The sequence below is a fragment of the Chachezhania antarctica genome, from assembly GCF_003646465.1.
GTDB classification, from domain to species: domain Bacteria; phylum Pseudomonadota; class Alphaproteobacteria; order Rhodobacterales; family Rhodobacteraceae; genus Chachezhania; species Chachezhania antarctica.
The window spans coordinates 38,573-63,924 of the sequence record NZ_QZEX01000009.1 but is presented as its reverse complement, the minus strand read 5'-3'; the positions used below and the strand labels follow the sequence as shown (position 1 = coordinate 63,924).

General features: G+C 64.7%; 21 protein-coding genes. 12 read left to right on the top strand and 9 right to left on the bottom strand.

What is annotated here, in order from left to right; all coding sequences use genetic code 11:
• Together D4754_RS17160 and D4754_RS17155 are read left to right on the top strand one after the other, a co-directional pair.
• Complete coding sequence (locus tag D4754_RS17160) at nucleotides 1–990, top strand: sugar-binding transcriptional regulator (RefSeq protein WP_121066111.1); 990 nt, start codon at nucleotides 1–3, stop codon at nucleotides 988–990.
• Nucleotides 987–1,643 carry a class II aldolase/adducin family protein gene (locus D4754_RS17155; protein WP_121066108.1) on the top strand — a complete coding sequence of 219 codons (657 nt, stop codon included), beginning with the start codon at nucleotides 987–989 and terminating at the stop codon, nucleotides 1,641–1,643. The genes D4754_RS17160 and D4754_RS17155 overlap by 4 nt, the downstream gene beginning before the upstream one ends.
• A 479-nt stretch (nucleotides 1,644–2,122) precedes the next feature.
• Here the strand turns inward: D4754_RS17155 and D4754_RS17150 are convergent, their stop codons facing one another.
• The gene (locus tag D4754_RS17150) at nucleotides 2,123–2,746 is read right to left on the bottom strand and encodes a TetR/AcrR family transcriptional regulator (protein ID WP_121066105.1); all 624 of its coding nucleotides are present in this window, start codon (nucleotides 2,744–2,746) and stop codon (nucleotides 2,123–2,125) included.
• Nucleotides 2,747–2,997: 251 nt separating this feature from the next.
• On the opposite strand from D4754_RS17150, the gene D4754_RS17145 reads away from it, so the two are divergent.
• The 6 genes from D4754_RS17145 to D4754_RS17120 are packed head-to-tail and all read left to right on the top strand — an operon-like array spanning nucleotide 2,998 to nucleotide 9,579.
• The gene (locus D4754_RS17145; protein WP_205589654.1) at nucleotides 2,998–3,840 is read left to right on the top strand and encodes an ABC transporter ATP-binding protein; all 843 of its coding nucleotides are present in this window, start codon (nucleotides 2,998–3,000) and stop codon (nucleotides 3,838–3,840) included.
• On the top strand, nucleotides 3,837–4,721 hold the full coding sequence (locus D4754_RS17140) for a branched-chain amino acid ABC transporter permease (protein ID WP_121066099.1): 885 nt from the start codon (nucleotides 3,837–3,839) through the stop codon (nucleotides 4,719–4,721). Before D4754_RS17145 ends, D4754_RS17140 begins: the two co-directional genes overlap by 4 nt.
• Nucleotides 4,722–5,765: a branched-chain amino acid ABC transporter permease gene (locus D4754_RS17135; RefSeq protein ID WP_121066096.1), complete on the top strand. Its 1,044-nt coding sequence runs from the start codon at nucleotides 4,722–4,724 to the stop codon at nucleotides 5,763–5,765. It begins immediately after the preceding gene.
• 29 nt (nucleotides 5,766–5,794) lie between these two features.
• The gene (locus D4754_RS17130) at nucleotides 5,795–6,967 is read left to right on the top strand and encodes an ABC transporter substrate-binding protein (RefSeq protein WP_121066093.1); all 1,173 of its coding nucleotides are present in this window, start codon (nucleotides 5,795–5,797) and stop codon (nucleotides 6,965–6,967) included.
• Between the two features lie 6 nt (nucleotides 6,968–6,973).
• The gene (locus tag D4754_RS17125; RefSeq protein WP_121066090.1) at nucleotides 6,974–7,780 is read left to right on the top strand and encodes an ABC transporter ATP-binding protein; all 807 of its coding nucleotides are present in this window, start codon (nucleotides 6,974–6,976) and stop codon (nucleotides 7,778–7,780) included.
• The gene (locus D4754_RS17120; RefSeq protein WP_121066087.1) at nucleotides 7,780–9,579 is read left to right on the top strand and encodes an AMP-dependent synthetase/ligase; all 1,800 of its coding nucleotides are present in this window, start codon (nucleotides 7,780–7,782) and stop codon (nucleotides 9,577–9,579) included. Before D4754_RS17125 ends, D4754_RS17120 begins: the two co-directional genes overlap by 1 nt.
• A 352-nt stretch (nucleotides 9,580–9,931) precedes the next feature.
• Here the strand turns inward: D4754_RS17120 and D4754_RS17115 are convergent, their stop codons facing one another.
• Genes D4754_RS17115 through D4754_RS17100 form a run of 4 tightly spaced genes read right to left on the bottom strand, consistent with a single transcriptional unit; the run spans nucleotide 9,932 to nucleotide 14,096 of the window.
• Nucleotides 9,932–10,927, bottom strand: a complete 996-nt coding sequence (locus tag D4754_RS17115) for a glycosyltransferase (RefSeq protein ID WP_121066084.1) — start codon at nucleotides 10,925–10,927, stop codon at nucleotides 9,932–9,934.
• Between the two features lie 21 nt (nucleotides 10,928–10,948).
• Entirely contained in the window at nucleotides 10,949–11,926 is a 978-nt protein-coding gene (locus D4754_RS17110) for a glycosyltransferase family 2 protein (protein ID WP_121066081.1), read from the bottom strand.
• Between the two features lie 12 nt (nucleotides 11,927–11,938).
• On the bottom strand, nucleotides 11,939–12,856 hold the full coding sequence (locus D4754_RS17105; RefSeq protein WP_121066078.1) for a glycosyltransferase family 2 protein: 918 nt from the start codon (nucleotides 12,854–12,856) through the stop codon (nucleotides 11,939–11,941).
• A gap of 1 nt (nucleotide 12,857) precedes the next feature.
• Nucleotides 12,858–14,096 (bottom strand): oligosaccharide flippase family protein, encoded by a 1,239-nt coding sequence (locus D4754_RS17100; RefSeq protein ID WP_121066075.1) that lies wholly within the window; start codon nucleotides 14,094–14,096, stop codon nucleotides 12,858–12,860.
• Nucleotides 14,097–14,308: 212 nt separating this feature from the next.
• Here D4754_RS17100 and D4754_RS17095 point away from each other — a divergent pair, with 212 nt between their 5' ends.
• Complete coding sequence (locus D4754_RS17095) at nucleotides 14,309–15,529, top strand: polysaccharide biosynthesis/export family protein (RefSeq protein WP_121066072.1); 1,221 nt, start codon at nucleotides 14,309–14,311, stop codon at nucleotides 15,527–15,529.
• A gap of 24 nt (nucleotides 15,530–15,553) precedes the next feature.
• Here D4754_RS17095 and D4754_RS17090 read toward each other — a convergent pair whose 3' ends face one another.
• The 3 genes from D4754_RS17090 to D4754_RS17080 all read right to left on the bottom strand — a co-directional run bounded on the left by D4754_RS17090 (nucleotide 15,554) and on the right by D4754_RS17080 (nucleotide 20,189).
• Nucleotides 15,554–18,112 (bottom strand): hybrid sensor histidine kinase/response regulator, encoded by a 2,559-nt coding sequence (locus D4754_RS17090; protein WP_121066069.1) that lies wholly within the window; start codon nucleotides 18,110–18,112, stop codon nucleotides 15,554–15,556.
• A 36-nt stretch (nucleotides 18,113–18,148) separates the two neighbouring features.
• The gene (locus D4754_RS17085) at nucleotides 18,149–18,652 is read right to left on the bottom strand and encodes a putative pterin-binding protein (RefSeq protein WP_121066066.1); all 504 of its coding nucleotides are present in this window, start codon (nucleotides 18,650–18,652) and stop codon (nucleotides 18,149–18,151) included.
• Nucleotides 18,653–18,773: 121 nt separating this feature from the next.
• Nucleotides 18,774–20,189 (bottom strand): sugar transferase, encoded by a 1,416-nt coding sequence (locus D4754_RS17080; protein WP_121066063.1) that lies wholly within the window; start codon nucleotides 20,187–20,189, stop codon nucleotides 18,774–18,776.
• 383 nt (nucleotides 20,190–20,572) lie between these two features.
• Between D4754_RS17080 and D4754_RS17075 the strand changes: the two genes are divergently transcribed.
• The 3 genes from D4754_RS17075 to D4754_RS17065 all read left to right on the top strand — a co-directional run bounded on the left by D4754_RS17075 (nucleotide 20,573) and on the right by D4754_RS17065 (nucleotide 24,059).
• Nucleotides 20,573–21,184 (top strand): response regulator transcription factor, encoded by a 612-nt coding sequence (locus D4754_RS17075; RefSeq protein ID WP_121066060.1) that lies wholly within the window; start codon nucleotides 20,573–20,575, stop codon nucleotides 21,182–21,184.
• 110 nt (nucleotides 21,185–21,294) lie between these two features.
• Complete coding sequence (locus D4754_RS17070) at nucleotides 21,295–22,767, top strand: GumC domain-containing protein (protein ID WP_240453923.1); 1,473 nt, start codon at nucleotides 21,295–21,297, stop codon at nucleotides 22,765–22,767.
• Complete coding sequence (locus D4754_RS17065) at nucleotides 22,764–24,059, top strand: O-antigen ligase domain-containing protein (protein ID WP_121066054.1); 1,296 nt, start codon at nucleotides 22,764–22,766, stop codon at nucleotides 24,057–24,059. The genes D4754_RS17070 and D4754_RS17065 overlap by 4 nt, the downstream gene beginning before the upstream one ends.
• Before the next feature lie 137 nt (nucleotides 24,060–24,196).
• Here D4754_RS17065 and D4754_RS17060 read toward each other — a convergent pair whose 3' ends face one another.
• Complete coding sequence (locus tag D4754_RS17060; protein ID WP_121066051.1) at nucleotides 24,197–25,333, bottom strand: fumarylacetoacetate hydrolase family protein; 1,137 nt, start codon at nucleotides 25,331–25,333, stop codon at nucleotides 24,197–24,199.
• Between the last annotated feature and the right edge of the window lie 19 nt (nucleotides 25,334–25,352).

The following is a 25,352-nucleotide window of genomic DNA, read 5'->3' as shown; positions in this document are numbered from 1 at the left end:
ATGAGCCCGATCTCCACCTCGCGGGGAAGGACGGTCCCGGACCTCGACGGTCGCAGTGCCCGGCAGGACGAGGCCATCGTGGAGGCCGCCTGGTGCTATTACCACGAGGGGCTGAACCAGAACGAGATCGCGCAGCGACTGGGCGTCAGCCGCGCCTCGGTGGTGAATTACCTCGCCGAGGCGCGGCGCCGTGACTACGTGCGGATCTCGCTCGACACGGAGGTCTTTCGGCTGAGCGCCCTAGCAACCCGGCTGAGGGACCGTTTCGGGCTGACCGAGACGCTCGTGGTGCCCGCAGGCGACACCGAGCGCGGGATCGGCCGGGTGATCCGCGCCGCCGCCGACTGGCTGCCGCAACTGCTGGAGCGCGGCGACCGTCTGGGCGTCGCCTGGGGAGAGACGATTTACCGGCTGGCCGAGGCCGTGCCGCGCACGTCCGTGGGGGACCTGACGGTTGTGCAGCTACTTGGCTCACGGCCCGCCAGCCTTGGTTTCGCGGCGGAAGCGTGTTCTTCGAACCTCGCCCGCCGGCTCGACGCGCTCTGCATCAACCTGCATGTGCCGCTCCTGCTCAATGACCGTGACCTTTGCACCCGTCTGAAGGCCGAGCCGGTGGTGGCTGAACAGCTTCAGGCCGTGGCCGAGTGCAACAAGGTGGTCTTTGCTGCCGGGACCTGCGGCCCCGACAGCCATATCGCCCGCACCGGCCTGTTGAGCGATGCCGAGCTCGCCGGTCTGCGTGACCGCGGCGCCACCGGCGTGATCTGCGGCCAGCTCATTGACACACAGGGGCAGCCCATGCCCTCGGGCATCGAGGACCGGATGATCGGCGTGACGCTCGACCAGATGGCGGCCAAACCCATGGGGCTGCTGGTCGCCGCCGGAATCGACCGCGTCGCCGCCACCCGTGCGGCCCTGCGGGGCGGTTTTGCCACCCATCTCGCCACCAGCTCCGACATCGCGGCTGAACTTCTGGACGACGACACATGACCCGCTACACCGACACGACGGAGACCCGGCAAGCCATTATTGATGCCTGCCGCTGGATGAATGACCGCGGCATCAACCAGGGGACCTCGGGCAACATTTCCGTCCGGGTGCCGGACGCGATCCTGATCACCCCCTCAGGCGTTCCCTACGACCGGATGACACCCGAAATGATCATCCGCCTGCCGCCCGAGGGCGAACCCGATATGGGAGGCGATCTGCGACCTTCGACCGAGTGGCGCTTTCACCAGCGCCTGTTGGCGGCACGGCCCGACATGTCGGCGACAGTCCACGCTCATCCGGCCCATGCCACGGCCGTGGCCATGCAGGGCCGACCGATCCCGGCCTGCCACTACATGATCGCGGCCTTCGGCGGCAACGACGTGCCGATCACGCCTTACGCTATGTTCGGCAGTTCCGAACTGGCCGAACACGTGGCCGAAGCAATGCGCAACCGGCACGGCTGCCTGATGACGAACCACGGTGCAACGGTGGTAGGTGAAAGCCTCGACCGGGCGCTCTGGCGGATGGAAGAACTGGAGAACCTCGCACGCGTGGATCTCCTGTCCCGTACCGCGGGCGAACCCGTCATACTGAGCGACGCACAGATCGAGGAGGTGATCGCCGCCTTCTCCAACTACGGACCGGGGAAGTAGGCTCAGGGACTTTGTCAGGTTGTCGCCATCAGCCTTTGACAGCGGCGGACGCGTGCTCGGGAGAGCTGTTGTTTTGCGGCCAGCCGTAAAGCGTCGTGATCCCCGCATCCGCCCGGTTGGTTGGCGATCCTCATGTCGTCCGGCAAATAGATATCGCCCGTCACGCTGCGCACCCTGGCGAAGTACTGCGCCAGTGTCCCTCGATCAGGGAATCGCCCCGCGGGATGACGCCCAGTTCGGGATCGACGGAAATGATATGAGCTTTATGGATTGCTTTGCGCGACATGGCTGTCTCCCCCCCGAAAGTTCACTGTACGCTTTTTCGCGGACCTTCGGCGCCGCATTACTCTTGCCTTGACCACGGACGCCGATCGAAAACCTTTCGGTGGAACTCGCCGGCGTTCAGGTGCTGCGCCCGGCGGCAAAGTGGTCGAGACTCCAAGACCACCTCGATCAGTCTCAGGACCCAAAGTCGCATCCTACGATGCCAGGCCCGCCATAAGGGTCGCGACAGTGCTGCGTGCCACGTCCTGGGCGGTCATCGGGCCGTTGGGCCGGTACCAGCGAGCGATCCAGTTGAGTGCCCCGGAAATCGTGAAACACACGACCCGTGGATCGCCCTGTGCAAGCGTTCCGTCCTCCATCCCGTCGGTGATCACATCCCGCAGGATCAGATCGATCTCGCGCTTCAATGCGCGGAACCTCACGCGGCTGTCGTCCCCAAGCTGGTCGTCGGACGTGCGCGTCACGCAGATCCCGAAATCGCGCGTCATCACCAGCGCGTATTCCAGCATCAGGGCCTCCAGCCGCTCGCGGCCCGAACCGCCCCGCGCGCGGACCTGTTCGGCGGCATCGCGGATCGCTTCCAGCCCAAGGCGAACGCATTCGAACAGAATTTCGTCCTTGCTGGAGAAATAGTGATAGATCGTGGGCTTCGTGACCTGCAACGCTTTGGCCACGTCATCCAGCGACGTCGCTGCAAAGCCCTTTGAATTGAAAAAGCGCACCGCCGTCGTCAGAACGGCCTTTCGCTTTGCATCGCGCTCGGCCGCGCGATCTGCGCGCGATCCCCAGGGTGACGTTGACAGGGCAGGGTCGGGCATCGGCTTCTCGGCCTTCTTGGTTCTGATGCGTAAGATGTATACCGATGGGTAACTCCTCGTCAAATCCGTCAGGTACGCCGACCGACTTCAACCTTGGGAGGCTGCTTCCCTAACGGCAACTTTGACGGACACTCGGGGTCGGTATTTTGCCGTTGCGAAAGATAGTTACTTATGGGTACCCTTTCTTTCGGAGAGTAGGGGGGAATGCCGCGCGGGTCGTGCGGCAGGCAGCACGGGGAGGCGCTGCAGCCATGGCAAATGACATGAACGGTGCCGATCTGACGCCGGCCGAACTGACGGTCGAAGACGTCACGCTGTCCTTTGGCGGCATCAAGGCGCTGCAGAGCGTCTCCTTCACCGCGAAGGCGGGGCAGATCACCGCGCTGATCGGGCCGAACGGTGCGGGCAAGACATCGGTCTTCAACTGCATCTCGGGGTTCTATCGCCCCAGCAGCGGCCGCGTTCTGCTGGATGGTCAGGACGTCACCGGCCTGCGCCCGCCCAAGCGCGCGGTGCTGGGCATGGCGCGGTCGTTCCAGAACATTGCGCTGTTCCGGGGGATGACCGTTCTCGACAACATCAAGCTGGGCCGCCACGGACACATGAAGACAAATCTTCTGCAGGCCTTCGTCTATGCCGGTCGCGCCGCCCGGGAAGAGGAAGAGCTTCGCCGGGAGGTCGAAGAGCGGATCATCGACTTCCTTGAAATCGACCATATCCGCAACATGCCGGTTTCGGTCCTGTCCTATGGCCTCCAGAAACGGGTTGAACTGGCCCGTGCGCTTGCGATGCGGCCGCGGATCCTGCTGCTGGACGAACCCGTCGCCGGCATGAACCGCGAAGAGACCGAGGACATGGCCCGATTCATCCTCGACGTGAAGGAGGAATGGGGCATCTCCATCCTGATGGTCGAACACGACATGGGGCTGGTGATGGATATCTCGGATCACGTGTCGGTGCTGAATTTCGGCAAGGTCATCGCGCAAGGCCTACCGGCCGAGGTGCAGGCCGATCCCCACGTGGCCGAGGCCTACCTGGGCAGCGGCGATCCGGCCGCGCTGATGAAACGCCTTGCAGCCGAGAGGGCCGCATGAATCCCGATTTCCTGTTCTTCATCGAAGTCTCGCTTGCCGGGCTGGGGTCGGGTGCGCTGCTGGCGCTGACCGCGCTGGCCTATGTGCTGATCTACAAGGCCACGCGGGTCGTGAACCTGGCCGTCAGCGAAGTGCTGATGCTGGGCGGCTACCTGTTCTTTGCCTTCGCCGCTGGGTGGAATTTCTCTCCCTGGCTGGCGCTGCCGCTGGCCATCATCGGCGGCGGTATCGTGGGCGGCATTGTCGAGCGCGGATTGATCCGGCCGATGCTGGGGGAAAACCCGATTTCCGTCTTCATGGTGACGGTCGGACTGGGGTCGATCCTTGTGGGGCTGACCGAACTGATGTGGGGCGCCGATCCGAGGACCCTGCCGGCCTTCATATCGACCAAGCCGCTGTTTTTGGGCGAGGCCTATGTCTCGCGCAAGATCGCGGTGACCTTCGTCGTGGCCGCCGTGGCCATGGGCATCTTCCTTGCGCTCTTCCGGTTCTGGCGCGGCGGCGTCGCGCTGCGCGCCACGGCGACGGATCAGGCCGCGGCCTATTCCTGCGGGATCAACGTGCCGGGCGTCTTTTCGGTGGCGTGGATCGTGGGCTGCGCCACTGCCGCGGGGGCCGGCGTGTTGCTGGGCGCGATCGGGGGCATTTCGACCACGATGGGCGTTTTCGGCCTGTCAGCGCTGGTGGTGGTGATCATCGGCGGGCTCGACAGCATTCTGGGCGCCTTGATCGGCGGGCTGGCGCTGGGGCTGATCCAGTCCTGGGCCGGAACATATCTGGGCGGCGAATACTCCAGCGTCGTGACCTTCGGCCTTCTGATCGTGGCCATCGTGATCCGTCCCTTCGGCCTTTTCGGCACGCATGAGATCGAGAGGCTGTAAATGATCATCGGGACCGCAAAAGAGACTTATCGTGCCGACGAATCCCTGCTGACGACACAGCCGCAGCGGGTCTGGCTGGCGATCTTCGCGGCTTCCCTTGTCGCGCTGCCCTTCGTGGTGAACGACTACTGGCTGTACCTGACCTGCCTTGTGGCGATCAACGTGGCGGCCGCGACCGGGTTGAACATCCTGACCGGGTTCACCGGGCTGGTGTCGCTGGGCCACGCCGCCTTCATGGCGGTGGGCGCCTATACGGTCGCGTGGCTTGAAACCAACCTTGGCACGCCCTTCTGGGTCAACCTGATCGCCGCCGGGCTGGTCGCGGCGGCGCTTGGGATCCTTGTCGGTCTGCCCAGCCTGAAGGTGAAGGGGCTGTACCTGGCCATCGCGACGATCGCCGCGTCCTTCATCCTGCATTTCTGCTTCGTCCATTTCGACGGGATCACCGGCGGCGCCACGGGCATCAACATCCCGCCGCTGACCATCTTCGGGGCAGAGCTGACCACCTATTTCTCGCTTTACTGGGTCATCATGCCGGTCACGGTACTGATGGTACTGGGGGCCGCGAACCTGTTCCGCACGCGGATCGGGCGGGCCTTCATCGCAATCCGCGACCGCGATATTTCAGCCGAGGTGCTGGGCATTCCGCTTCTGCGCTACAAGCTGATGAGCTTTTCCATCGCGTCCTTCTATGCCGGGATGGCGGGCGGGCTGTGGGCCTATTTCTTCCGCGTCGTGACGCCGGAAAGCTTTCCGCTCCTGACCTCGATCTTCCTGCTGGCCGCGATCATCGTCGGCGGCATGGGCACGATCCTGGGTGGCATCCTTGGCGCCGTCTTCATGACGCTGGCGCCGGAACTGCTGCGCTACGGGGTCGAATGGATCAGCCCGCTTGTCCCCAACGCCGGGGCGCTACTGTCGCCGGTGCGGACGGTTGTCTTCGGCGCGCTGATCGTCGGCTTCCTGATCTTCGAACCGCAGGGCTTGGCCGAAATTATCCAGCGGATCCGCCGGTTCTTTCGGCTGTGGCCGTTCAGAACATGAATCAACGTTCGTAAATGGGAGGAACTTTAATGAACACGACCAGACGCATGACCATGGGCCTTCTGGCCGGGGCTGCCAGCCTCGGGCTTGGTATTGGCGCCGTGCAGGCACAGGACAAGGAGATCGTCATCGGGGGCTCGCTGCCCATGACCGGCGTCTTTGCCTTTGCCGGGCTCGCCGTCGAAAAGGGGATGCAGGACTATATCTCGATGGTGAACGAAGCCGGCGGGATCGACGGCTACACTGTCCGTCTTGCCTATGAAGACACCGGCTACAAGGTCGACCAGTCCGTTGCCGTCTTCAACAAGCTGACCAGCCAGGAAGACATTCACCTGTACTACGGTGACTCCACCGGGTTCGCGAAGACCATCGCGCCCGAACTGGCGCGCAGCGGCGACATGATCATGGGCGGGGCGTCCTTCGCATCGGAACTGAACGATCCGGAAGCCTATCCCTATACCTTCATCCCGGGTCCCGATTATTCGGAAATGCTCGATATCCTGCTGGAATATATCGCGCAGGAAACGCCGGGTGCCAGCATCGCGCTGATCAACTCGGACACCGAATTCGGCCGCGATCCCATCAAACCCGCCAAGGCGAAGGCCGAGGAACTGGGCCTTGATGTCGTGCTGGAAATCATCACGCCGCCGGGCGCTGTCGATGTGTCCACCGAGGTACTCAAGCTGCGCCGCGCGCGTCCCGACTACGCGATCTTCCACGGTTATGTTCTGGCGCCTCAGCCGGAATTCATCAGCCAGGCGAAGGAACTTGGCCTCGACACCAAGTTCATGGGCACCTTCTGGTCGATGGACAGCTCGCTCTGGGCCGGGGTCGGTGAAGCGGCCGATGGTTACATGGGCGTGATGCCCTACCGCTACTACTACGACGAAGACGGCGATGCGCCGATGCTCGCCAAGATCCGTGAAATGCAGCCGGAATACGTCTCCACCGGCTACATGCAGGGCTTCCTGTCGGCGATGCTCATGGTCGAAAGCGCCAAGCGCGTTCTGGACGCGGGCGAAGAGATGACGGGTGCCAACCTCAAAGCTGCGCTGAATTCCATCGAGGATTTCGACACGGGCGGCATCATGGGTCTGCCGATCTCGGTTCCCGGCAACTCGGTCCCCGTGGGCCGCGTGTACCAGTTCTCGGCGTCGGAGGGCAAAATGCTCCCAGTCTCCGACTGGATCAGCGTGGAGTAAAGCCAGATGACCGCGGAGGCGATCCTTGAGATCGAGAATATCGAGCTGACCTACAAAGGGTCCATCCAGGCCCTCCGCGGTCTGTCCCTGAACGTACCGAAGGGCCAGGTCGTGGCCCTTCTGGGCTCCAACGGGGCCGGGAAGTCTTCGACGCTGAAGGCGATCTCGGGCCTGCTGGCGCTGGAAAACGGAGAGCTGACCGCCGGCCGCATCCGGTTCAACGGCACTGACACCGCGGGCACGTCCCCGCACCAGCTTGTCCGAAACGGGCTTTTCCACGTGATGGAAGGGCGCCGCGTGTTCGATGACCTGACGGTCGAGGAAAACCTTGTCGCCGCCACCTATGCCCTGTCGGGTCGCAGCGGCGAGACCGCGGATTTCGAACAGGTCTACACCTATTTTCCCCGCCTGAAGGAACGCCGCAACTCCCGCGCGGGCTACCTTTCGGGCGGCGAACAGCAGATGCTGGCCATCGGGCGCGCGCTGGTCGCGAAACCGTCGCTGATCCTGCTCGATGAACCGTCGCTGGGCCTGTCGCCCCTGCTGGTCGAAGAGATCTTCACCATCATTGCGCATATCAACCGGGAAACCGGGGTGTCCATGCTGCTGGTCGAACAGAACGCCGCCGTAGCGCTGGCGATTTCGCAATACGGCTACATCATGGAAAACGGCCGAATCCAGCTGGACGGCCCCACCGAACGGCTGATGGCCGACGATGACGTCCGTGAATTCTACCTTGGTCACGGGGGAAGCGGGCAACGTTCCTTCCGCGAGATCAAGCACTACAAGCGCCGCAAGAGGTGGCTTAGCTGATGACCGACCTCCCCGACCTGACCCTGCCCGCCATGCTGCGCGAGCAGGCCGAAACCCGACCGGGTGACATCGCCATCCGCCAGAAGGATTTCGGCATCTGGCAGCCCACGACGTGGGCCGCCTATTATGATCGCGCCCGCGACGTGGCCCATGGTCTGCGCCTGATGGGCCTGCCCGCAAACGGCCATGTCGCTGTCCTGTCGGAGAACCGGATCGAATGGCTTCTGTCCCAGATGGGCGCGGGACTGTCCGGTGCAGTCACGGTCGGTGTGTACCCCACCAGCCCGGCCTCCGAAGTAGGCTATGTGCTGGAACATTCCGACAGCTCCATCGTGATCTGCGAAGATCAGGAGCAGGTCGACAAGATCCTCGAGATCCGCGACGGGCTACCCAAGCTGACCGCCATCGTGGTCATGGAAACCAAGGGCATGCGCGCCTACCCACCCGGCCAGGTGACCAGCTTCGCCCAGCTCGAAGCCGACGGCCACGCGGATCGGCAGACCAATCCGGGCCTCACGGAAGAGGTGCTGAAGACGCAGACCGCCGACGATATTGGCCTGATGATCTACACCTCCGGGTCGACCGGGAAACCCAAGGGCGCGATGCTCAGCTATCGCAACATCCGTGCGCAGGCGGTGGCCTTTGAAAGCCATTTCGGCCTGACCGCCGCGGATCGCTACCTGTCCTACCTGCCGCTCTGCCACGTGGCCGAACAGGCCTTCACCGTATTTGGCCCCAGCTATACGGGCGCGCAGGTGAATTTCGGCGAAAGCCTGCGGACGGTGCAGGAGGACCTGCGCGAAGTGGCCCCCACCGTTTTTCTTGGTGTGCCCCGGATCTGGGAAAAACTGCAGGCCTCGATCCATATCGGCATGTTGGAGGCAGGCGGCTATCGAAAGGCGCTGTATGACCGCGCACTGAAGGCTTGCGACGGGTTCGCCAACGTGCCCCCGGCCAAACGCAGCGCGGGTCAGAAGCTGGCCTTCCGGATCTGGTACTGGCTTGTTTTCCGGTCGCTTCAGAACTTCGTGGGTCTGCGCAAGGCGCGCGTCGCCATGACCGGTGCGGCGCCGATTTCGCCCATGATCGTCACCTATTTCCGCGCCATTGGTGTGCCGCTGCTGGAAGCCTACGGCGCAACCGAAACCAGCGGCGTGATCCTGGCCCAGACGCCCGATCTGCAGAACCCCGGGTCTGTCGGCAAACCGGTCGTGAATGCCGAGGTCCGGCTGGGCGAAGCGGACGAGCTGATGATCCGCTCGGACCTCGTCTTTTCGGGCTACTACAAGAACGACGCGGCGACCGAAAACACGATCCGCGACGGCTGGCTGCACACCGGCGACGTGGCCCGGGTTGAAGACGGGCAGTATCACATCGTCGATCGTCTGAAGGACATCATGATCACGGCAGGCGGCAAGAACCTGTCCCCGTCCGAGATCGAGAACACGATGAAATCGAGCCCCTTCATCAAAGAATGCATCGTCATCGGCGAGAAACGGAAGTTCGTGTCGGCCCTGATCCAGGTGGATTTCGACACCACCGCCAAATGGGCCGAAGAACAGGGCATCGCCTACACCAACTTCCGCAATCTTTCGGAAAACCCGTCCGTGCGCGAGATGATCGAAGCCGAGATCGCACGGGCCAATGCAACGCTGGCCTCGGTCGCGCAGATCCGGAAGTTCCACATGCTGACAAAGGAACTCGACCACGACGATGGCGAGGTCACCGCCACGATGAAGGTCCGCCGCGCGTCCATTGCCGAGAAGTACGCGAGCCAGATCGAGGCGCTATACGGGTAAGGAAACTGACAGGTCGAAGAGGACTGCTGTAAAGGCGGGGCTGGTCAAGGATCGCACGGCGGCGTTGGCCAGGCTCAAGACTGTGAAGTTGCCGCTTCTGCGACGTGTCTTTGCTCAACGCTTGGCTTAGTTCGCCCGCCCCTAAAAACTTGACCATTAGAAGGAGCGGTCCGTGCCAAATGCGCTTTCCCGGCATCTGTTGTCGGGTAGACCGCATAGATGATCGCCGGCCTCTGACCAGCGCAGAAGTTTGCGACAGGACCGCCCGGAACAGCTATTGCGGTGCCCTGACGTTGGTGCTTTGCCACGGCCTGCATTCGCAGCGAGACCTGCGCTTTCCCTCTATTGGGCACTAAGCCGCCAGACGCACCGCCGTTGGTTCCCGAAGGCCAAGCCCGTCGATCAGAGCCTCCCAGGCGCTGGAGGTCTGCGATTCTGCATCTGCCCGGGGATTGGCGCAGACAAGACCGTTTGTGGCAGTGGCCAGCGCGTCGCACCAGCTGGCCAGCGTCACGTCGGGAACTCTGATCGCGCCTTCGGCGATGTGATCCTGAAGCCCGTCGATCGACGCCGCCAGAACGGGCCGCCTTGCAGCCATGGCTTCCAGAGCGACAAGCCCGTAGGCTTCCCAACGCGACGGCATCATAATGGCATCGCAGGTGGCCAGCGCCTCGGCCGGGTCGGTGGCGAAACCCGGGAACGAGATCCGGGTATCCCCTTCGGCCAATGCTTTCAGGCTGGCCAGTTCCGGTCCGTCACCGATCAGGTGAAGCCGCAGATCATCGCCGGGAAGTTCGCGGAAGGCGCGGACCGCGATGTCGAAGCCTTTCTGAGTGTCGAAGCGCCCGATGGCCGCGAAGGTGCGGGCCTTCAGCGCGGGCAGGGGGAGGGACCGGAATGGCGCAAGGTCGACGCAGGGCCTGATCACGTGGAGCGCATGGGGGGTGACCAGCCCACGGGCGTCCAGCCACGCGGCCTGTGCGTCGCTCACGGCGACGACATGATCGAAGAGGGCGTAGGCGCTTCTCAGCAGGGTGAAAAACCGCGCCCTGGCCGAGACATTCGCGGCCACGAACCCCGCGGTATAGCTATGTTCGATGTGGATCAGCGGCGTGCCGGGGTTTTGGGCGCGCAACAACATCAGCCCCGGCAGCCCCCGCCAGGTGATCGTCAGGTGCGAGACGATGACATCGGCCTCGACCCGGACCGAGGAGGGCCGGGTGCGGGGGACGGGGACGATCTCGTGTCGGGCGATCCGGGCCATGGCCGGGTCGGACTTCAGGAAGTCGAGATAACGGGTCACGCCGCCGGGCTGGGTGTCGTCGATCAGGTGAGCAATACGAAGCATGGGAGAAATCCTTTCTGGACGTCAGGCGCCGCGCGCGGCGAGGCGGCGGAGTGAGGCGATGGTGCCGGGGCCGAACGCCGCGAGCACGGCGCAGGCAGCGACGGTGGTGAGGGTCTTGACCGGTTCTTCCCACAGCGGGCGGGAAGATGCGCCAAAGGCGGCGCGGATGCGGGCCAGTCCTTCGGGTCCGTTGCCAGAGGTCACGGCGCGGCGGGCGAGATAGCGCAGCTGGTAGGCCCGTGCAGCGCCTGCATGGCGGGCCATGAAGGCGGGGGCCACGGGCGTCAGCTTGGTGACCAGCCGTTCCCATGCCGCGAGCTGCTTTTCGGTCGCGGCCGACAGGCCGGACGGTACGACGCGGTAGCGGGTCAGCAGGCCGGGGATGCCTTCGACGGCCCAGTCGGTGGTCAGTGCAAGGCGCAACCAGCATTCGATGTCTTCCGACTGCCGGAAGGTCTCGTCGAAACACCAATCGCGCTGGGTCTCGCCCGCGGGCCGGTAGGCAATGTCGTCGAGCGCCGCGCGCCGGAAAACCGGTGCCGAGCCGTTGCCGACCGGGTTGCGCCGGAAGATATGCGCCGCCGTTACACCCTTCAGCCGGGGCCGCTGGGCCAGCCCGGTGGGGCGGCCCTCGGCGTCGATCAGTTCGGAACCGGAATAGGACAGCCCGACCTGCGGGTTTGCTTCCAGATGCGCGACATGCGCGGCCAGCTTCGTGGGGCGCCACAGGTCGTCGGCATCGCAGAAGCCGATGAAGTCGCCGCGGGCATGGGCGATCCCGGTGTTTCGTGCTCCGGCGAGGCCGCGGTTCGGCTGCTGCACGATCCGGATCCGCGGATTTCCAAACGCGCGCGCCACTGCGACCGTACGGTCGGTCGAGCCGTCGTCGATTACGAGGATCTCGAAATCGGGGCAGGTCTGCGCGAGGAGACTCTGCAACGTGTCGGCCAGCGTGGTGGCGACGTTGTAGGCGGGGACGACGATGGTTGCCTTGGGCATCTTGGAGTTCCTTCAGCCGGCGAAGAGCGAGCGCCGCAAAAACGCGGGCATCACGGGGGCAAGGACGGCGCCCAGAACGGTCAGTCCGCCCCGGCGCATGTTGGAAAAGAAGCCGCGCGGGCTGGCGGCCAGACCGGAGAGCGCGAGGCGCAGGGCCTCGGTCCCCGGGGCGCCGACCCGCAGCGCGCGTCGGGCGAGGTAGCGCAGATGGATGGCTTCGCTGCGCGCGTCGGTATGGAAGCCGTAGCGGGCGGCGGTTTGCAGCGCCTGTTCGCGGCCCTTGCGCATCGCGGCAAGGTTCGACGACAGGCCGGTGGTGCTGGTCCGGTACTGGACCAGGCAGTCATCGACGCTGCGCAGGCGGAACCCATGACCCACGGTGCGGATCAGCCATTCCAGATCCTCGTTATGCACCATCCGCGTGTCGAACCCGCCCGTTTCCAGGAACGCTTCTCGTCGGATGGTGAGGTTCGACATGGTGCAGACCGGGTTTTCGCCCAGCAGCATCGGGATCGTGAGATCGGTCGTCGGAGGGCAGGAGATGCGTTTCGAGTGTACCCCGTCGAAGAAGGCGACACGCGCATAGATCCCGTCGAGCGTCTGATTGCTGAGCAGCGCATCGGCCATCCGGGTCAGCTTCCGCGGCGCCCAGAGATCGTCGGCATCGCAGAAGGCCAGGAATTCGCCGGTCGCTTCGGCCAGTGCGCGGTTACGGGCGTGGCTGGGGCCCTTGCCAATGTTCTCCAGCACGCGGATGCGGGGATCGGCCTCGGCCGCAGCGGCCAAGATGTCCGGCGTCGCGTCGGTGGAGCCGTCGTCGATGCACAGCATTTCCCAGTCGGTGCAGGTCTGGGCGGTGAGGCTGGCCAGCGTGCATTCCAGCGTTGCGGCGGCGTTGTAGCAGGGGACGATGATCGAGAAGAGCGGCATGTCAGATGGCCTTGGGCTGGAGTTTGCGGAAGGCGGGCGCAAGCGCGGGAAGCGCGGCGGCCAGTTGGGTGATCGTGGCGATGGCGAGGTAGCCCCAGGCGACGGCGGTCAGGCCGTAGGGCGCCAGGAGGGCGGTATTGGCGATCAGGGCGAAGGTGATGGCGGCGGTGACGGCGAACTCGACCTGCGGACGATCCTGCGCGCGCAGGTACTGCGCAGCGGCCGACCAGATCACGCCGGGGATCGCCGCAAGGCAGAGGATCGAGACGACATCGGCAATCCCGTCCCACCCGGCGCCGAAGAGAACCGGCACGTAATAGGGCGCGGCCAGCGCCTGAAGGATGACGGCGGCAGAGATGACGGCGGTCGACAGGCCAAGGGCGTTTCTGAGTGCTGCATCGCGGTCGGTCGCGGTGCAGAGATGCGGAAAGAGCGCGACCGAAAAGGCCTGGGCGAAGGAATTGGCCAGCCCCAACCCGGCATTGAAGGCCAGGAAGTAGAGCCCCAGCACCTCGGCTCCCATCAGCGCGCCGATGACCAGCTTGTCGGCCTGAAGGCGTGCGGCTTTCACCACTTCGACCCCCAGCACGGCCCAGCCGTAGCGCAGGAACGGCTTCACTGGCGCCGGCTGGACGGTTCGGTCGGGGCTCCAGGGATGGAGGCGGCGCATGGCGACCAGCCAGATGGGCGCGGCCATCAGGCGGGGCAGGATCAGGGCCAGCGGGCCGGGGAACAGGAGCGCCAGTGCGGCCGAAAGGGCGTTCGCACCGACAACCTGGCCGGCGGCAATGGCGGCGGTCTGTTGCAGTTTGCCGTCGCGCATGGCCAGCGCGCATTGGACAAGACCCGCGGGCATGAAGAGGTATTCGCCCGCCAGGAATGCGATCAGCAGGAACAGGAACACATCGCCCGAGATTTGCCAGACCACCGCGCCAACGATCATCTGCAGGCCAAAGAGGCCAAGGCACCATGCCCAGAAGATGCGCGAGGCGGTGCGGGTCGTGGCGGCCAGATCCTCTTCGCGGGCGGCGATGATCCGTTGGCCCACGCCGTTCTCGGTCAATGCCTTCAGGATGTCGGCGGCCGCCAGCGCTGCCGCGGCAACGCCGATGGCGGCGGCATCCATGGTGCGGGCGACCGCGACCACCACCAGCAGACGCGATGCCTTGGCCGCCACTTCCGACAGGCAATAGGCCATCAGGTGGCGTGCAAAGGGTCCGAGGCGGGGTGCGGCGATCATGGCGGGTTATCCGTGTGCTGTGGCCTTTCAACGGCCACCAGCCGGATACCATTCCTCCCCAGATTCAGTCCCGCGCCCGCCGGGAGAGCCGGGCGGCGCAATGGTTTGCCAGCCCTATCCGAACGGATAGTTCTTCGATCCCTCGAGGAAGATGGACGTCTGGCGGTTCAAGGGGTTAGGATCAGATACAATTCTAACGAGCATCCCGACCCATGGCCCGACACAGACTGACGCACGCGGTGAGCGGCATCGCCATTCTGGCACTTTCGGCCTGTGGCGGGGGGCGCACGCCGCCCAACCTTGAGCCGGTGTCGCGGGGCGATGCCTACCAGGCCCAGTACCGCGACCTCGTCGAACCTGCCGACCCGAACGCGGTTCTTGTTTCCGAACGGATGAATGCCTCGAAGTGCCGGCCCTATGCGGGCAGTTCAGGGGCCGGATCCAAGCTGGGCCGCTATCTGCCGCAAGCCCTGCGCGGCGAGCTCCTGTCGCGGGGCGACCTTCTGGATCTTCGGCTGCCAGAGGACGAGACTTTCACCGGTGAATTCGTCGTGTCGCGCGATGGCATGCTGAAACTTCCCTACCTGGCACCGATCCCGGCGCAGGGAAGGTCGGCGGCGCAGGTGGCCGCGGATATCCGGCAGGCGCTCGTGTCGGGCGGCTTCTACGATGCCGAGCCCGAAATCTCGCTTCTGTTGATCGACTTCGCCCCGGCCCGGGTGGCCGTGAACGGCGCGGTCTTCGAGGAACGGCCCGTCGATATCGGCGGTGTTCAGGGCGACCAGGTCGACCAGCGCCGGCAGGCCGCGCTGGGTGCTTCGACCGAGGGGCGGAACATCTCGGTGGCGCTGCGCAGCGCCGGAGGGGTTCGCCCCGATGCCGACCTGTCGGCGGTACGGATCACGCGGGGTGGCAATAACTACATCGTCGACCTGCGGGGTGCCGTGGACGGCCGCCCCTTCGATGATGTCATGCTGCTGACAGGCGACGAGGTCTTCGTGCCGTCGCGCCAGTGCTTCCAGGACGATCTGATGAAGCCCAGCCCGGTCAGCCCGCCCGGGATTTCGCTCTACCTGTCGAACCTGACCCAGCCTGCTGCCGGGAATGCGCCGTCGGCCATCGGCCAGACCGTGCGAGAGGTGCCCTATGGCACGCGCTATATCCAGGCCGTGATCGATGCCAACTGTGTCGGCGGAGCACGGGCGACCAGCGCCGACAGGTCCGCCGCGCTCTTTTCGCGCAACCCGGTGACCGAGGTATCGGCCGTCATCGAACGCCCGATCGAAAAGCTGCGCAAACGCGCTGACCGGGACGATTACGATCCCTACCTGCTGCCGGGCGATGCCATTGCGTGCTACGACAGCGGCGTGACCAACGTCATCGAGCTGGGCAAGGTTCTTGGCCTGTTCGGAGTGATCACGCTACTGGACTGACAGGCTGACGCCTCGGCCGCAGGATCAGGTTCCCAGCCAGTCCTGCAACGCACCGCGGCTCTGTTTCCAGAGCGGGGCCAGTGCTTTCAACGCTTCTTCCGAAAGGTTTTCCCGTTTCGCCGCGGCTTCGATATCGCCCAGGGCCCTGTGCATCGCGGTCAACCCGAAAGTAGCGCAGGAACCGGCAGAGGTATGGGCGCGGGCTGCAAGATCTGGATCGCCGGGGGACGCCGCCGACAGATCGGTGACCACCGCGTCGGTTTCGGCCAGAAACTTCGAAGCCAGGCGATCCAAGTCTTCGGCTTTCAGCATCTCGCGCATCGTACCCAGCTGGTCTTTGTCCACAAGGACAGGCCGGGGTCCACCGCGGGGCCCGGACGGCACCAGCGGATCACCCGAGGCGACGGCGCGCACAAGTCCCATCAGTTCGGCCCGGTCAATGGGTTTCGAAATGGTGTGATCCATTCCCGCCTCTTTGAACCGCGCGATTTCCTCGGGCAGGGCATGGGCGGTTACGGCGATGATCGGGCTTTTGGCCGAGGCGCCGCCGCCCATGTGGATCGCCCGTGCGGCGGCTTGCCCGTCCATCACGGGCATCGAGATATCCATCAGGATCAGGTCGAACGCCTGTGCCTCGGCCCATTCCACCCCGGCGCGGCCGTTCACCGCCTCTGTCACCTTGTGGCCTTCGGCTTCCAGCATCTCGCGCGCGACGAACCGGTTGATCTCGTTGTCCTCGACCAGCAGGACCGAAAGCGACGGAACCGGACCTGTGTCGCCGGTCATATCCCCGAAGGGCTGCTGCACCTCGGGCATTTCGTCGGCGGGGGGAAGCGAGACACGCACCCAGAACAGGCTGCCTTCGCCCTCTTCGCTCTCGACCCCGATCTCTCCGCCCATCAGGTCGGTCAGGCGGCGGGCGATACCAAGGCCCAGCCCGGTGCCGCCCGCCTGCCGGGAATACGAGGAATCGAGTGTCTCGAAATCGTTGAAGATTCGGCCGAGATGGGCGGGAGCGATGCCGATGCCGGTATCAACGACCCGAAATTCGGTGATGTGACCGGGGCCGGGCAGTTCTTCGGCCTCGATCGTGATCTCGCCGCCGCGGGTGAACTTCACTGCATTCCCGACGAGGTTCAGCAGCACCTGCCGCAGCCGACGGCTGTCGCCCATCACGATATCGCTTGGGGCGCCGGTGCTGGTCCAGCTCAGCGTGTTGCCGTTGTTCGATGCCAGCGTCCCGATGGTTTCGCAGATACCGTCCAGCAGGCGGGGGATCTCGAACGGGCGCTGTTCGGGCACCAGCTTGCCCGCCTCGTACTTGGACAGGTCGAGCACGTCGTTGACCAGCCCAAGCAGCAGATGGCCTGAATTCTGCATCTGGTCCAGCAGGTCGGACTGCCGTTCCGTCAGGGAATGATCGCGCATCAGCTGCATCGTGCCCAACAGCCCGTTCAGCGGCGTGCGCATCTCGTGGCTCATCACGGCCAGGAATTCGGCCTTGGCGGTTTCCCCGGCCAGCGCCTTGTCGCGCGCGTCGAGCAATTCGTCCTCGGCCGCCTTCCGGCGCGAGATGTCGCGCACGAAGACGACGAAGACCCGCTCCCCCGTGTCGTCGGCCCGGTCGAGCGATATCTCGGCGGCGAAGCGGCGGCCGTTCCTGGTGATGGCCTCGGTTTCGAACCGCCGTTCGTGGGGGTCGGGCCGGCGTTTCTCTCCGATGTATTTCAGCTGTTTTTCCCGCAGTGACTCTGCCACATCCGGCGGGTGAACCATCGTGATCGCTGATCGGCCGATGGCCTCCGCGCGGGAATAGCCGAACATTTTCTCGGCCGAGCCGTTCAGGTCGATCACCTTGCCTGATCCGTCGCAGACGAGGATCGCATCGACAGTGGTCTCGACGATGGTGCGCATCCGCGATCCGGTACGGGCCACGTCTTCGGCCTGGCGCCGCGATACGCGGTACAGCCTGTAAAATGAAAGTGCCAGAAGCGACAGCCCGCCCAAAAGCAGCATCAGAACGGCAGCCATCAGGAACAGCGTCTGGATCAGGTTCTCGCGCCGTTCGTCCGAGATTTCGGCAAAGCTGGTCAACCCGGCGAGCGACAGCTTGCGGATCGCATCTTCCAGTGTGACGGCGGTACCGAGCAGTCGGGTCAGGGCGGCTTGCAGCGTCGCGTCGTCGCCGTCTATCAGCGGGACACTTTGGTCGAGGAAGTCGCGTATCTCTGCGCGTGGTTGATCGAAATCGGGGTTGTCCCGCAGCGTGCGAAAGGCCACGCCTCTTTCGAGCGTCGACATGCGGCTGTAGAAGATGTCGAACCGGCGGCGCACGGCATCGAGCTTCTCGCGATCGTCCTGCGCTTCAAGCAGGGCGACCTTGAAGCGCAGGAATTCGACATCCGCCTGGGCAAGAACCCATTGCAGGTTGTCGGAATTGGCAGTGTTGATATCGTCGATCTCGCGCAGGACGAGCCAGCCCATGCTGGCCACCGTTCCCATGCAGAACACCAGCAGCGCTACAGCGAATGAGGTGCGTCGCCAGCTCGGACCCGTCTGGCGCATGTTCTGAAGCGAGCTCACCGACGCCTCCTCTGCGCGGACGTACGGCTGCCGAGGTTAGTCTCTTACGGTAATCCGGTCCAGTTGCCAGATCGAGCGGGAATAGATGACCTCGGACTGGTACTCGGTTCTGGAATCGAAGGGGTAAATCATCCAGAGCGGCCCCTTGTCCCTGAGCGACATCGGTTCGCCGTTGTTGAGGTAGGCGACGATGGGGCCGTCATCTACCCAGTCCGTGCGCGGGATTTCCACGGCGTAATCGTTGACGGCGGTTGCGCTGATCACATCCCCCCCTGCACCGACGGCGGCCATCAGGGTGGACAGCGGCACGCCGGTGAAGGTCTGTTCGCCATCCGTCCAGATCGTGGTGGTGGTGATGGTCACAGGGTCCATCGCTTCCATCATGGCACGGTCGAACTGGGCGGTGTCGCCGACATTCGTCTCGGTAATGTCGCCATCGACGGTCAGCAGCACATCGCCCGTCGGTTCAGGCAGATCGGCAAATGCAGCTGTGCCGAGAAGAAGTGCGGCGAGGGTCAGGGCAGGCAAAGTGCGGGTCATGTCAGCGGTCTCCGTTCGGGGGGCGTGGAGAATATCGCACGCCGTCTTGGGTACAGTCATGGGAGCATCCGACCAGCCGACCTATCCGTTCGGATAGGTTTGGCAGGCCAGCGACATGGGCTCAGTAGGCACCCCGTCCGGCGACCACGGCTTTGAAGGTCATGAAGATCAGGAGCAGGTCGAGCAGGGCGGTCCGGGATGCGGCATAGGCCAGATCCATTTCGATCATCTTGTCAAAGCCGATATCCGCACGCCCCGAGACCTGCCAGATGCCCGTCAGGCCCGGTTTCACGGCAAAGCGACCCATCGCTCGTTTCGGGAAGGCGGCATATTCCTGCGGCAGCACGGGGCGGGGGCCGACGATCGACATTTCTCCGCGGAGTACGTTCACAATCTGCGGCAGCTCGTCGATGGACCAGCGGCGCAGGATCTGTCCCACGCGCGTGATCCGTGGATCGGTACGGGATTTAAGGCGAACGCCCTGAGCCACTTTCTGGTGCATAACTGCGGCGCGGGGATCGGCCATGTCGGTCCGCATTGTACGGAACTTGAACATGGAGAAGGTCTTGCCGTCCTTCCCGATCCGGTCCTGACGGAAGAAAACCGGGCCGCGGCTGTCAAGCTTGATGGCCGCGAAAACGACCGGCAGCACCGGCGCCAGCGCCAGAAGTGCGCTGCCCGCAATCGTGATATCCAGCGCGCGGCGCGTGGCATTTACCCTGTCGGCGCGGATGATGGCATCCTTCGCGGCGCGGGCAAGGAAGGTAAAGTTGCCGACAAGATAGCGCCCGGCCATCCGGCGCGGCTCCATCGCCAGGCGCCAGATCCATTCGCATTTTGCCCGCCGCACGATCCCGGGTGCCCGCTGCACGCGGCCTGCCAGGAAATCGAACAGCGCGCCGACGCCCAGCGTGATGCGGGCGTCCAGCAGCCGGGCATTCTTGGCCAGCCATACGTCCTGACGCGGCACACCCATGGCAACCAGCACGATATCCGCGCGCGAGGCATTGATTGCGGCAATCGCGGCCGAGCTGTTGGCCGCGCCGTCGAACCCGTTGCGGGTGCCGGCGATGCGCAGCCCGGGGATCCTGTGGCAGAGCGCGGTGGCGGCTTCATCGGCAACGCCCGGCTGGCCGCCGAACAGGAACACGCTTAGTCCCCGATCGGCGGCGGCCTGCAGCAGGGCAGGGGTGAAATCGGTGCCGTTCAGGTTCTCGGCAATCGACTTTCCCCGCATCCGGGCGGCAAGTTCGACCCCGATTCCGTCCGGCAGGATCATGTCGGCCGTCTGGAGTGAATCCGCATAGGTTGTGTCGCGCGCCATCACGTTGGCGCAGTGTGCATTCAGGAACGCCACACGGCTGTTCCGTCCGGGCATCAGAAGTTGGTTAACGACATGCGGGGTCGAAGCGCTGACAACGGGCAGGCCGAAGAGCTCGACATGGGTCAGGGGCGCGTCGGTTTCAGGGGTCCGGTTAACCAGGTTTGCAGGCAAGACCGGGGTGGAGACGGGGTGAATAGGGGCGAGGTAGGTCATGGAAGTGTCCGGTTAGGGTTGTGTTTCCGGAGACTTGCGGGATCGGGCCGCCTTGCTTCAACGACGCGTGGGGCGAGGCCGATGGCGCGACGGAAGACACTTTCCAAACAGCTGGATACGCAACCTCACCCGCTTGGGCAGGTGCTGGACACTGGCGGTAAACCATCTATCCTTACGGATAGCAGGTTAACCTTATTCGCCCTGTGGTTTTGTGTTGTTAATGATTAATGTCGTGCCGGTTTTCCAGGGCGGCGCGCGCCCGGACGGTGGAACATACCGGAAATGGCGAAAATGAAGAATCTGGAACGTGCCATGACGCACGACTCTACCTTTGGTAGAGCTTTGGATGGCCCAAGCGCGATGGTCCCCGGGAGGCAACAAAGATGCGTATCCTGATCGCCGACGATCACGATCTGCTGCGAGAAATGCTGGTAATGTACCTGCAGAACGAAGGCGGTATCGAGACCGAGACCGCCGCCGATCTGGCAGGCGCGAAGGCGCTGGTCGAAGAGAACGATTTCGACTTGGTTCTGCTTGATTTCTCGATGCCGGGGATGGACGGGCTGAAAGGCCTGACGCAGTGTCTCGAATTGGAGGGTAGCCACCGCGTCGCCATAATCTCGGGCACCGCGACCCGCGACGTGGCCGAGGAAGCGCTGGCCGCCGGCGCCGCCGGCTTCCTGCCCAAGACGCTGTCGGCGAAATCACTGGTTAATGCCGTCCGCTTCATGGCGATGGGCGAACAATACGCACCGATGGAATTTATGCGCGCGCCGGAGCCGGAGGAAATGCATCCCCTCGCAGCGAAACTGTCCCAGCGCGAACGCGACGTGCTGAAGGGGCTGACCGAGGGCAAGTCGAACAAGGAAATCGCCCGCGATCTGGATATCCGCGAGCCCACGGTGAAGCTGCACATGAAGACGCTTTATCGCAAGATAGGGGCCACGAACCGCACCCAGGCCGCCATGATCGCGCGGGACGAAGGGCTGTTCTGACCTATCCTTGGGGATAGGTCACGCCACCCCAAGGCGCCCGGTAGCCATCCCCTCGCGGGCGCGCAACGTGGTAAACGATGGGTTAATTCCACGGGCAAGGAGTTTTGCCCATGACCCGTCCCACGCTGAAATCCGTGCCTGTTCCGTCGCTGGTCCGCCTGCCGTTTCGCGAGCTGTCCTTCTTGCGCCTTCTGCGTGGCGGCCGCCCGAACGATGCCGGGCGTCTGCCACGCTATATCGGCCTCTTCGCCATCGGTGCGGCCTGCATCTGGGCGCCAATCACCAGCTACCTGGAGATGGCACCGCTGCGCTTCACCTCGTCGATGTCGCTGATCCTGCCGGGATCGGGCGCGTCGGCATCGGTCAACCTCGACCGGATCGGGCAGGCGTCGTCCTATGCCAATTCGCCCTTCACCAGCAGCTCGGTCAGCCCGACCGAAACCTACAAGCGCCTGCTGGGCGCCGACCGCATCGTTCGGGCGGCCGCCGGGACGATGGACATGCGGGCGCAGGATTTCGGGCAGGCGCGTGTGGAACTCGTCGACCAGACCGGCCTGATCCATGTCTCGGTCACGGGCAATTCCCCTGAAGATGCCAAGGCCCGCGGCGACGCCCTGCTGGGCGCCTTCTTTGCCGAGATCGAGGCGCTGCGGACGGACGAGATCACGCTCCGTGAGGATGGCGGGCGCGACGCGATCGAGCAATACCGCCAGTCGGTTCTGGCCACGCGGGACGAGATCTCGCGCCTGCAACGGGAAACCGGGCTGATCTCGGCCGAACAATATCAGGCGCTGGTGGCCGAAACCGAGGTGCTGGCCCAACGTGTTCGCGATCTGGGCGCGAAGCTGGACGAGAAGACCGAGGCAGTCGAGGCGCTGCAAGGTGCATTGAACACCGACGCACGGCTCGCGGCGGCGGCGCTGCGGCTCCATGCCGATACCGTCTTCACCACGCTGACCCAGGCGATGTCGGAGCAGGCCAGCGCCCTGGCCGAATACCGGGGTCAATTCGGCGAGAACCATCCCAAGGTGCGCACGGCCCGCCAAGGGTACGACGCCGCCTTGGCGCAGGCGATGGCCCGCGCCGCCGCGATCACCGATCTTGACGCCACGACGCTCGCCGCGCTCGACTTGTCCCATGTCGGCAGCCGCGCCGGGCTGTTGTCGGATCTTGTAACGCTCGATGCCGAGCGCGCGGGACTGAAGGCCGAACATGCTGCGCTGACCCGCCGACTTGAAAGTGCAGAGGTGCGGAAGTTGGGCTTGATCGAACCCGCCGCTCGGCTGGAAGACCTGCAGCGCGATTTCTCGGTGGCCGAGGCCGTCTTTGCGTCGGCCATGGCGCGGACGCAGACATCGAAAAACGATCTTTTCGCGTCCTACCCGCTGGTGCAGGTGCTGGAAGATCCGTCGCTGCCCTTCGAGCCGAGCTCGCCACGGCGCAAGCTGGCGGTGGCGGCGGGTGGCGCCGCGACGGTGTTCCTGTTGATGGGCCTCTTGCTGGGCTGGCTGCGTCGACCGCTGATCTCGCGACTTCTGGCTGAACCCTCGGGAGCCGCTCCGATGGCGATGGCCGCAGAATGACCGACATTGTTCCGCAGAATCCAGCCGAGCGCATGGTCTTCAAGGCGCTCGGTTGGACATGGCCTTTCTACTTCGTCGGTGCGCTCTACGTCGTGGGCCCGGTGCTGGCCTGGCTCCTGGGCGGACTGGCTGCGCTGGTTCTGTATCTTGGCCCGGCGGTCCGGCAGGATCTGCGGGCACGGGGGCCGGTGCCGGATGTCGTCGTGATCTGGTTCCTTGGCATGTTCGTGATGCTGGTGGCGCTCTGGGTCGGACATATCGACTGGGGCCTGGGGCTGAAGCAGACCATCAAATCGTCGATCGGCTGGGCCAAGGGCTGGGCGCTGCTCGCGCTTTTCCCGCTGGCGGGCGCCGTGTTGCCGATCCGGCGAGAGATCCTGATCCGCGGGCAGTGTATCGTCGGTCTCTGGACACTGGCGCTGCTGCCGATCCTGTTTATCGCGCCCTATGCCGGGCTCCCGGAAAAGATCTTCACCTCGCCCCTGAAGGCCATCGGCGGGCCGGGGCCGGAGTATTTCTCGGTTTTCTTCTTCACCTGGGATCCGGGGAGCTGGACGCCGCGGTGGCAGTTCTATGCGCCGTGGTCGCCGTTCGCCGCTCTTCTGGGTGTGCTTCAGGTCTGCTTTGCGCTGGAGGAGAAGAACATCCGCTGGCGGAGCATCGGGATCGCGGCCGGTGTCGCCATGATCCTGCTGTCGAAATCCCGGATGGGTCTGGTGGGGCTGGTCGCCTGCACGGTGGGCCCGCGGCTGCTGCCGCTGATCCTGAGGGGCTGGGCGTGGTCGGTTCTGGCCGGGTTCACGGCATTGCTGGCGGTGGCAGGCACGGTCGTGCTGCAGGCTCTGCAGGATGGCGTGGCTGCCTTCAAGGGTGCGCGCGCCGACAGTACCCGCGTGCGCGAAACGCTGCAGCGGATCGCGGGGGAACGCTGGCAGAACGAGGCCTTCTGGTTCGGTCACGGCACAGTTCAGCCCGGGGCGCACATCGTTGAGTACATGCCCATCGGGAGCCATCACACGTGGTGGGGGCTCTTGTTCGTGAAAGGGCTGGTGGGGATGCTGGCGCTGCTGGTCCCGCTGGTCTGGCAGACGGCGCTGGCCCTGATGGACGCAGCCCGCGGCCCGCGGGGGCGGCTGCCGCTGTCGATCATGATGACCATCGTGCTCCTGTCCTTCGGCGAGAACCTCGAGATCGAGGCCTACATGCTCTGGCCCGGCCTGATCATCCTGGGAATCCACGCCTCGGAATTGAAGACCGAGATGCTTGAAGGTGCCGTCGTACAACCCGCATGACATCCATTTGCAGGAACCAAGGCGAGGTGCGCGCCATCCCGATCCCCCGATCCGAAGCGCCCTGATCGGAAACTCCGGTCTGTTCGGCCGGCGCCCGCCGTGGCTGCGGGGCTGTAAAGGGACGGTGTGCCCTGCGCTCAGATCAGGTCCCGCGCCGCGAGGTTGCGCATCAGGTGGCTGGCGCCGAAGGTCCAGGGTGCGCATTCCGTCGACAGCTTTACGGTGTTGCGCAGCGTGCCCAGTCCGGGGGCCGAGATCTCCACCACGTCGCCCAGCTTGTGGGTGAAGCCCTCGCCGGGCACGTCGCGATCCTGCGTGGGCGCGAAAAGCGTGCCAAGAAACAGGACAAGCCCGTCCGGGTACTGGTGATGCGTGCCCACGACCTGCGCCACGATGTCCAGCGGATCGCGGCTGATCTCCGCCATCGACGACTGGCCTTTCAGGGTGAAGCCTTCGGGGCCCGTCACCGTCAGGTCCAGCTCCGCCTTGCGCACGTCGTCGAGCGTGAACGACCCGTCGAACAGGTGGATCATCGGCCCGATGGCGCAGGAGGCATTGTTGTCCTTGGCCAGCGGCAGCAGCAGCGCCGAGCGGCCTTCGAAATCGCGCAGGTTCACGTCGTTGCCCAATGTCGCCCCGACGATCCGGCCTGCCGAGGAAACGGCCAGCACGATCTCGGGCTCCGGGTTGTTCCAGATCGATTTCGGGTGCAGCCCGATATCGGCGCCGGTCCCGACCGAAGACAGCGTCTGCGCCTTGGAAAACACCTCGGCATCCGGGCCGATGCCGACTTCGAGGTACTGGCTCCACAGCCCTTCGGCGATCAGCGCGGCCTTGGCCTCTGCCGCCTCGGGCGAGCCCGGGCGCAGGTTGCGCAGGCTGTCGCCGATGGCGGCACCGACGCGCGTGCGGATGTCTTCCGCCAGTTTGGGGTCGCCCGCTGCGCGCTCCTCGATCACGCGTTCGACGATGGAATTGGCAAAGGTCACGCCGCAGGCCTTGACCGCCTGCAGGTCGCAGGGGGCAAGGATGTGGATGGCCGAAAGGTCGCCTACGGGAGCCGCGGCGATATCGTCCACGGCGCCAAGGTCGGTGCCCTCCGCGCCTGAAACATAGGCCGCGGGCTCATCCATTTCGCAGATATCACGCACGGTCGGCGCGGTTTTCGAGGTGATGTCGATCACGCGCCCGTCCCGCAGGGTGACGACCGAAGGGCCGTTCGCGGCGGGATTCCAGGCGCGGCCCAGGGGCACACCGGCATTGCCAAAGTTCATTCTGTCGGTCCTTGTCACT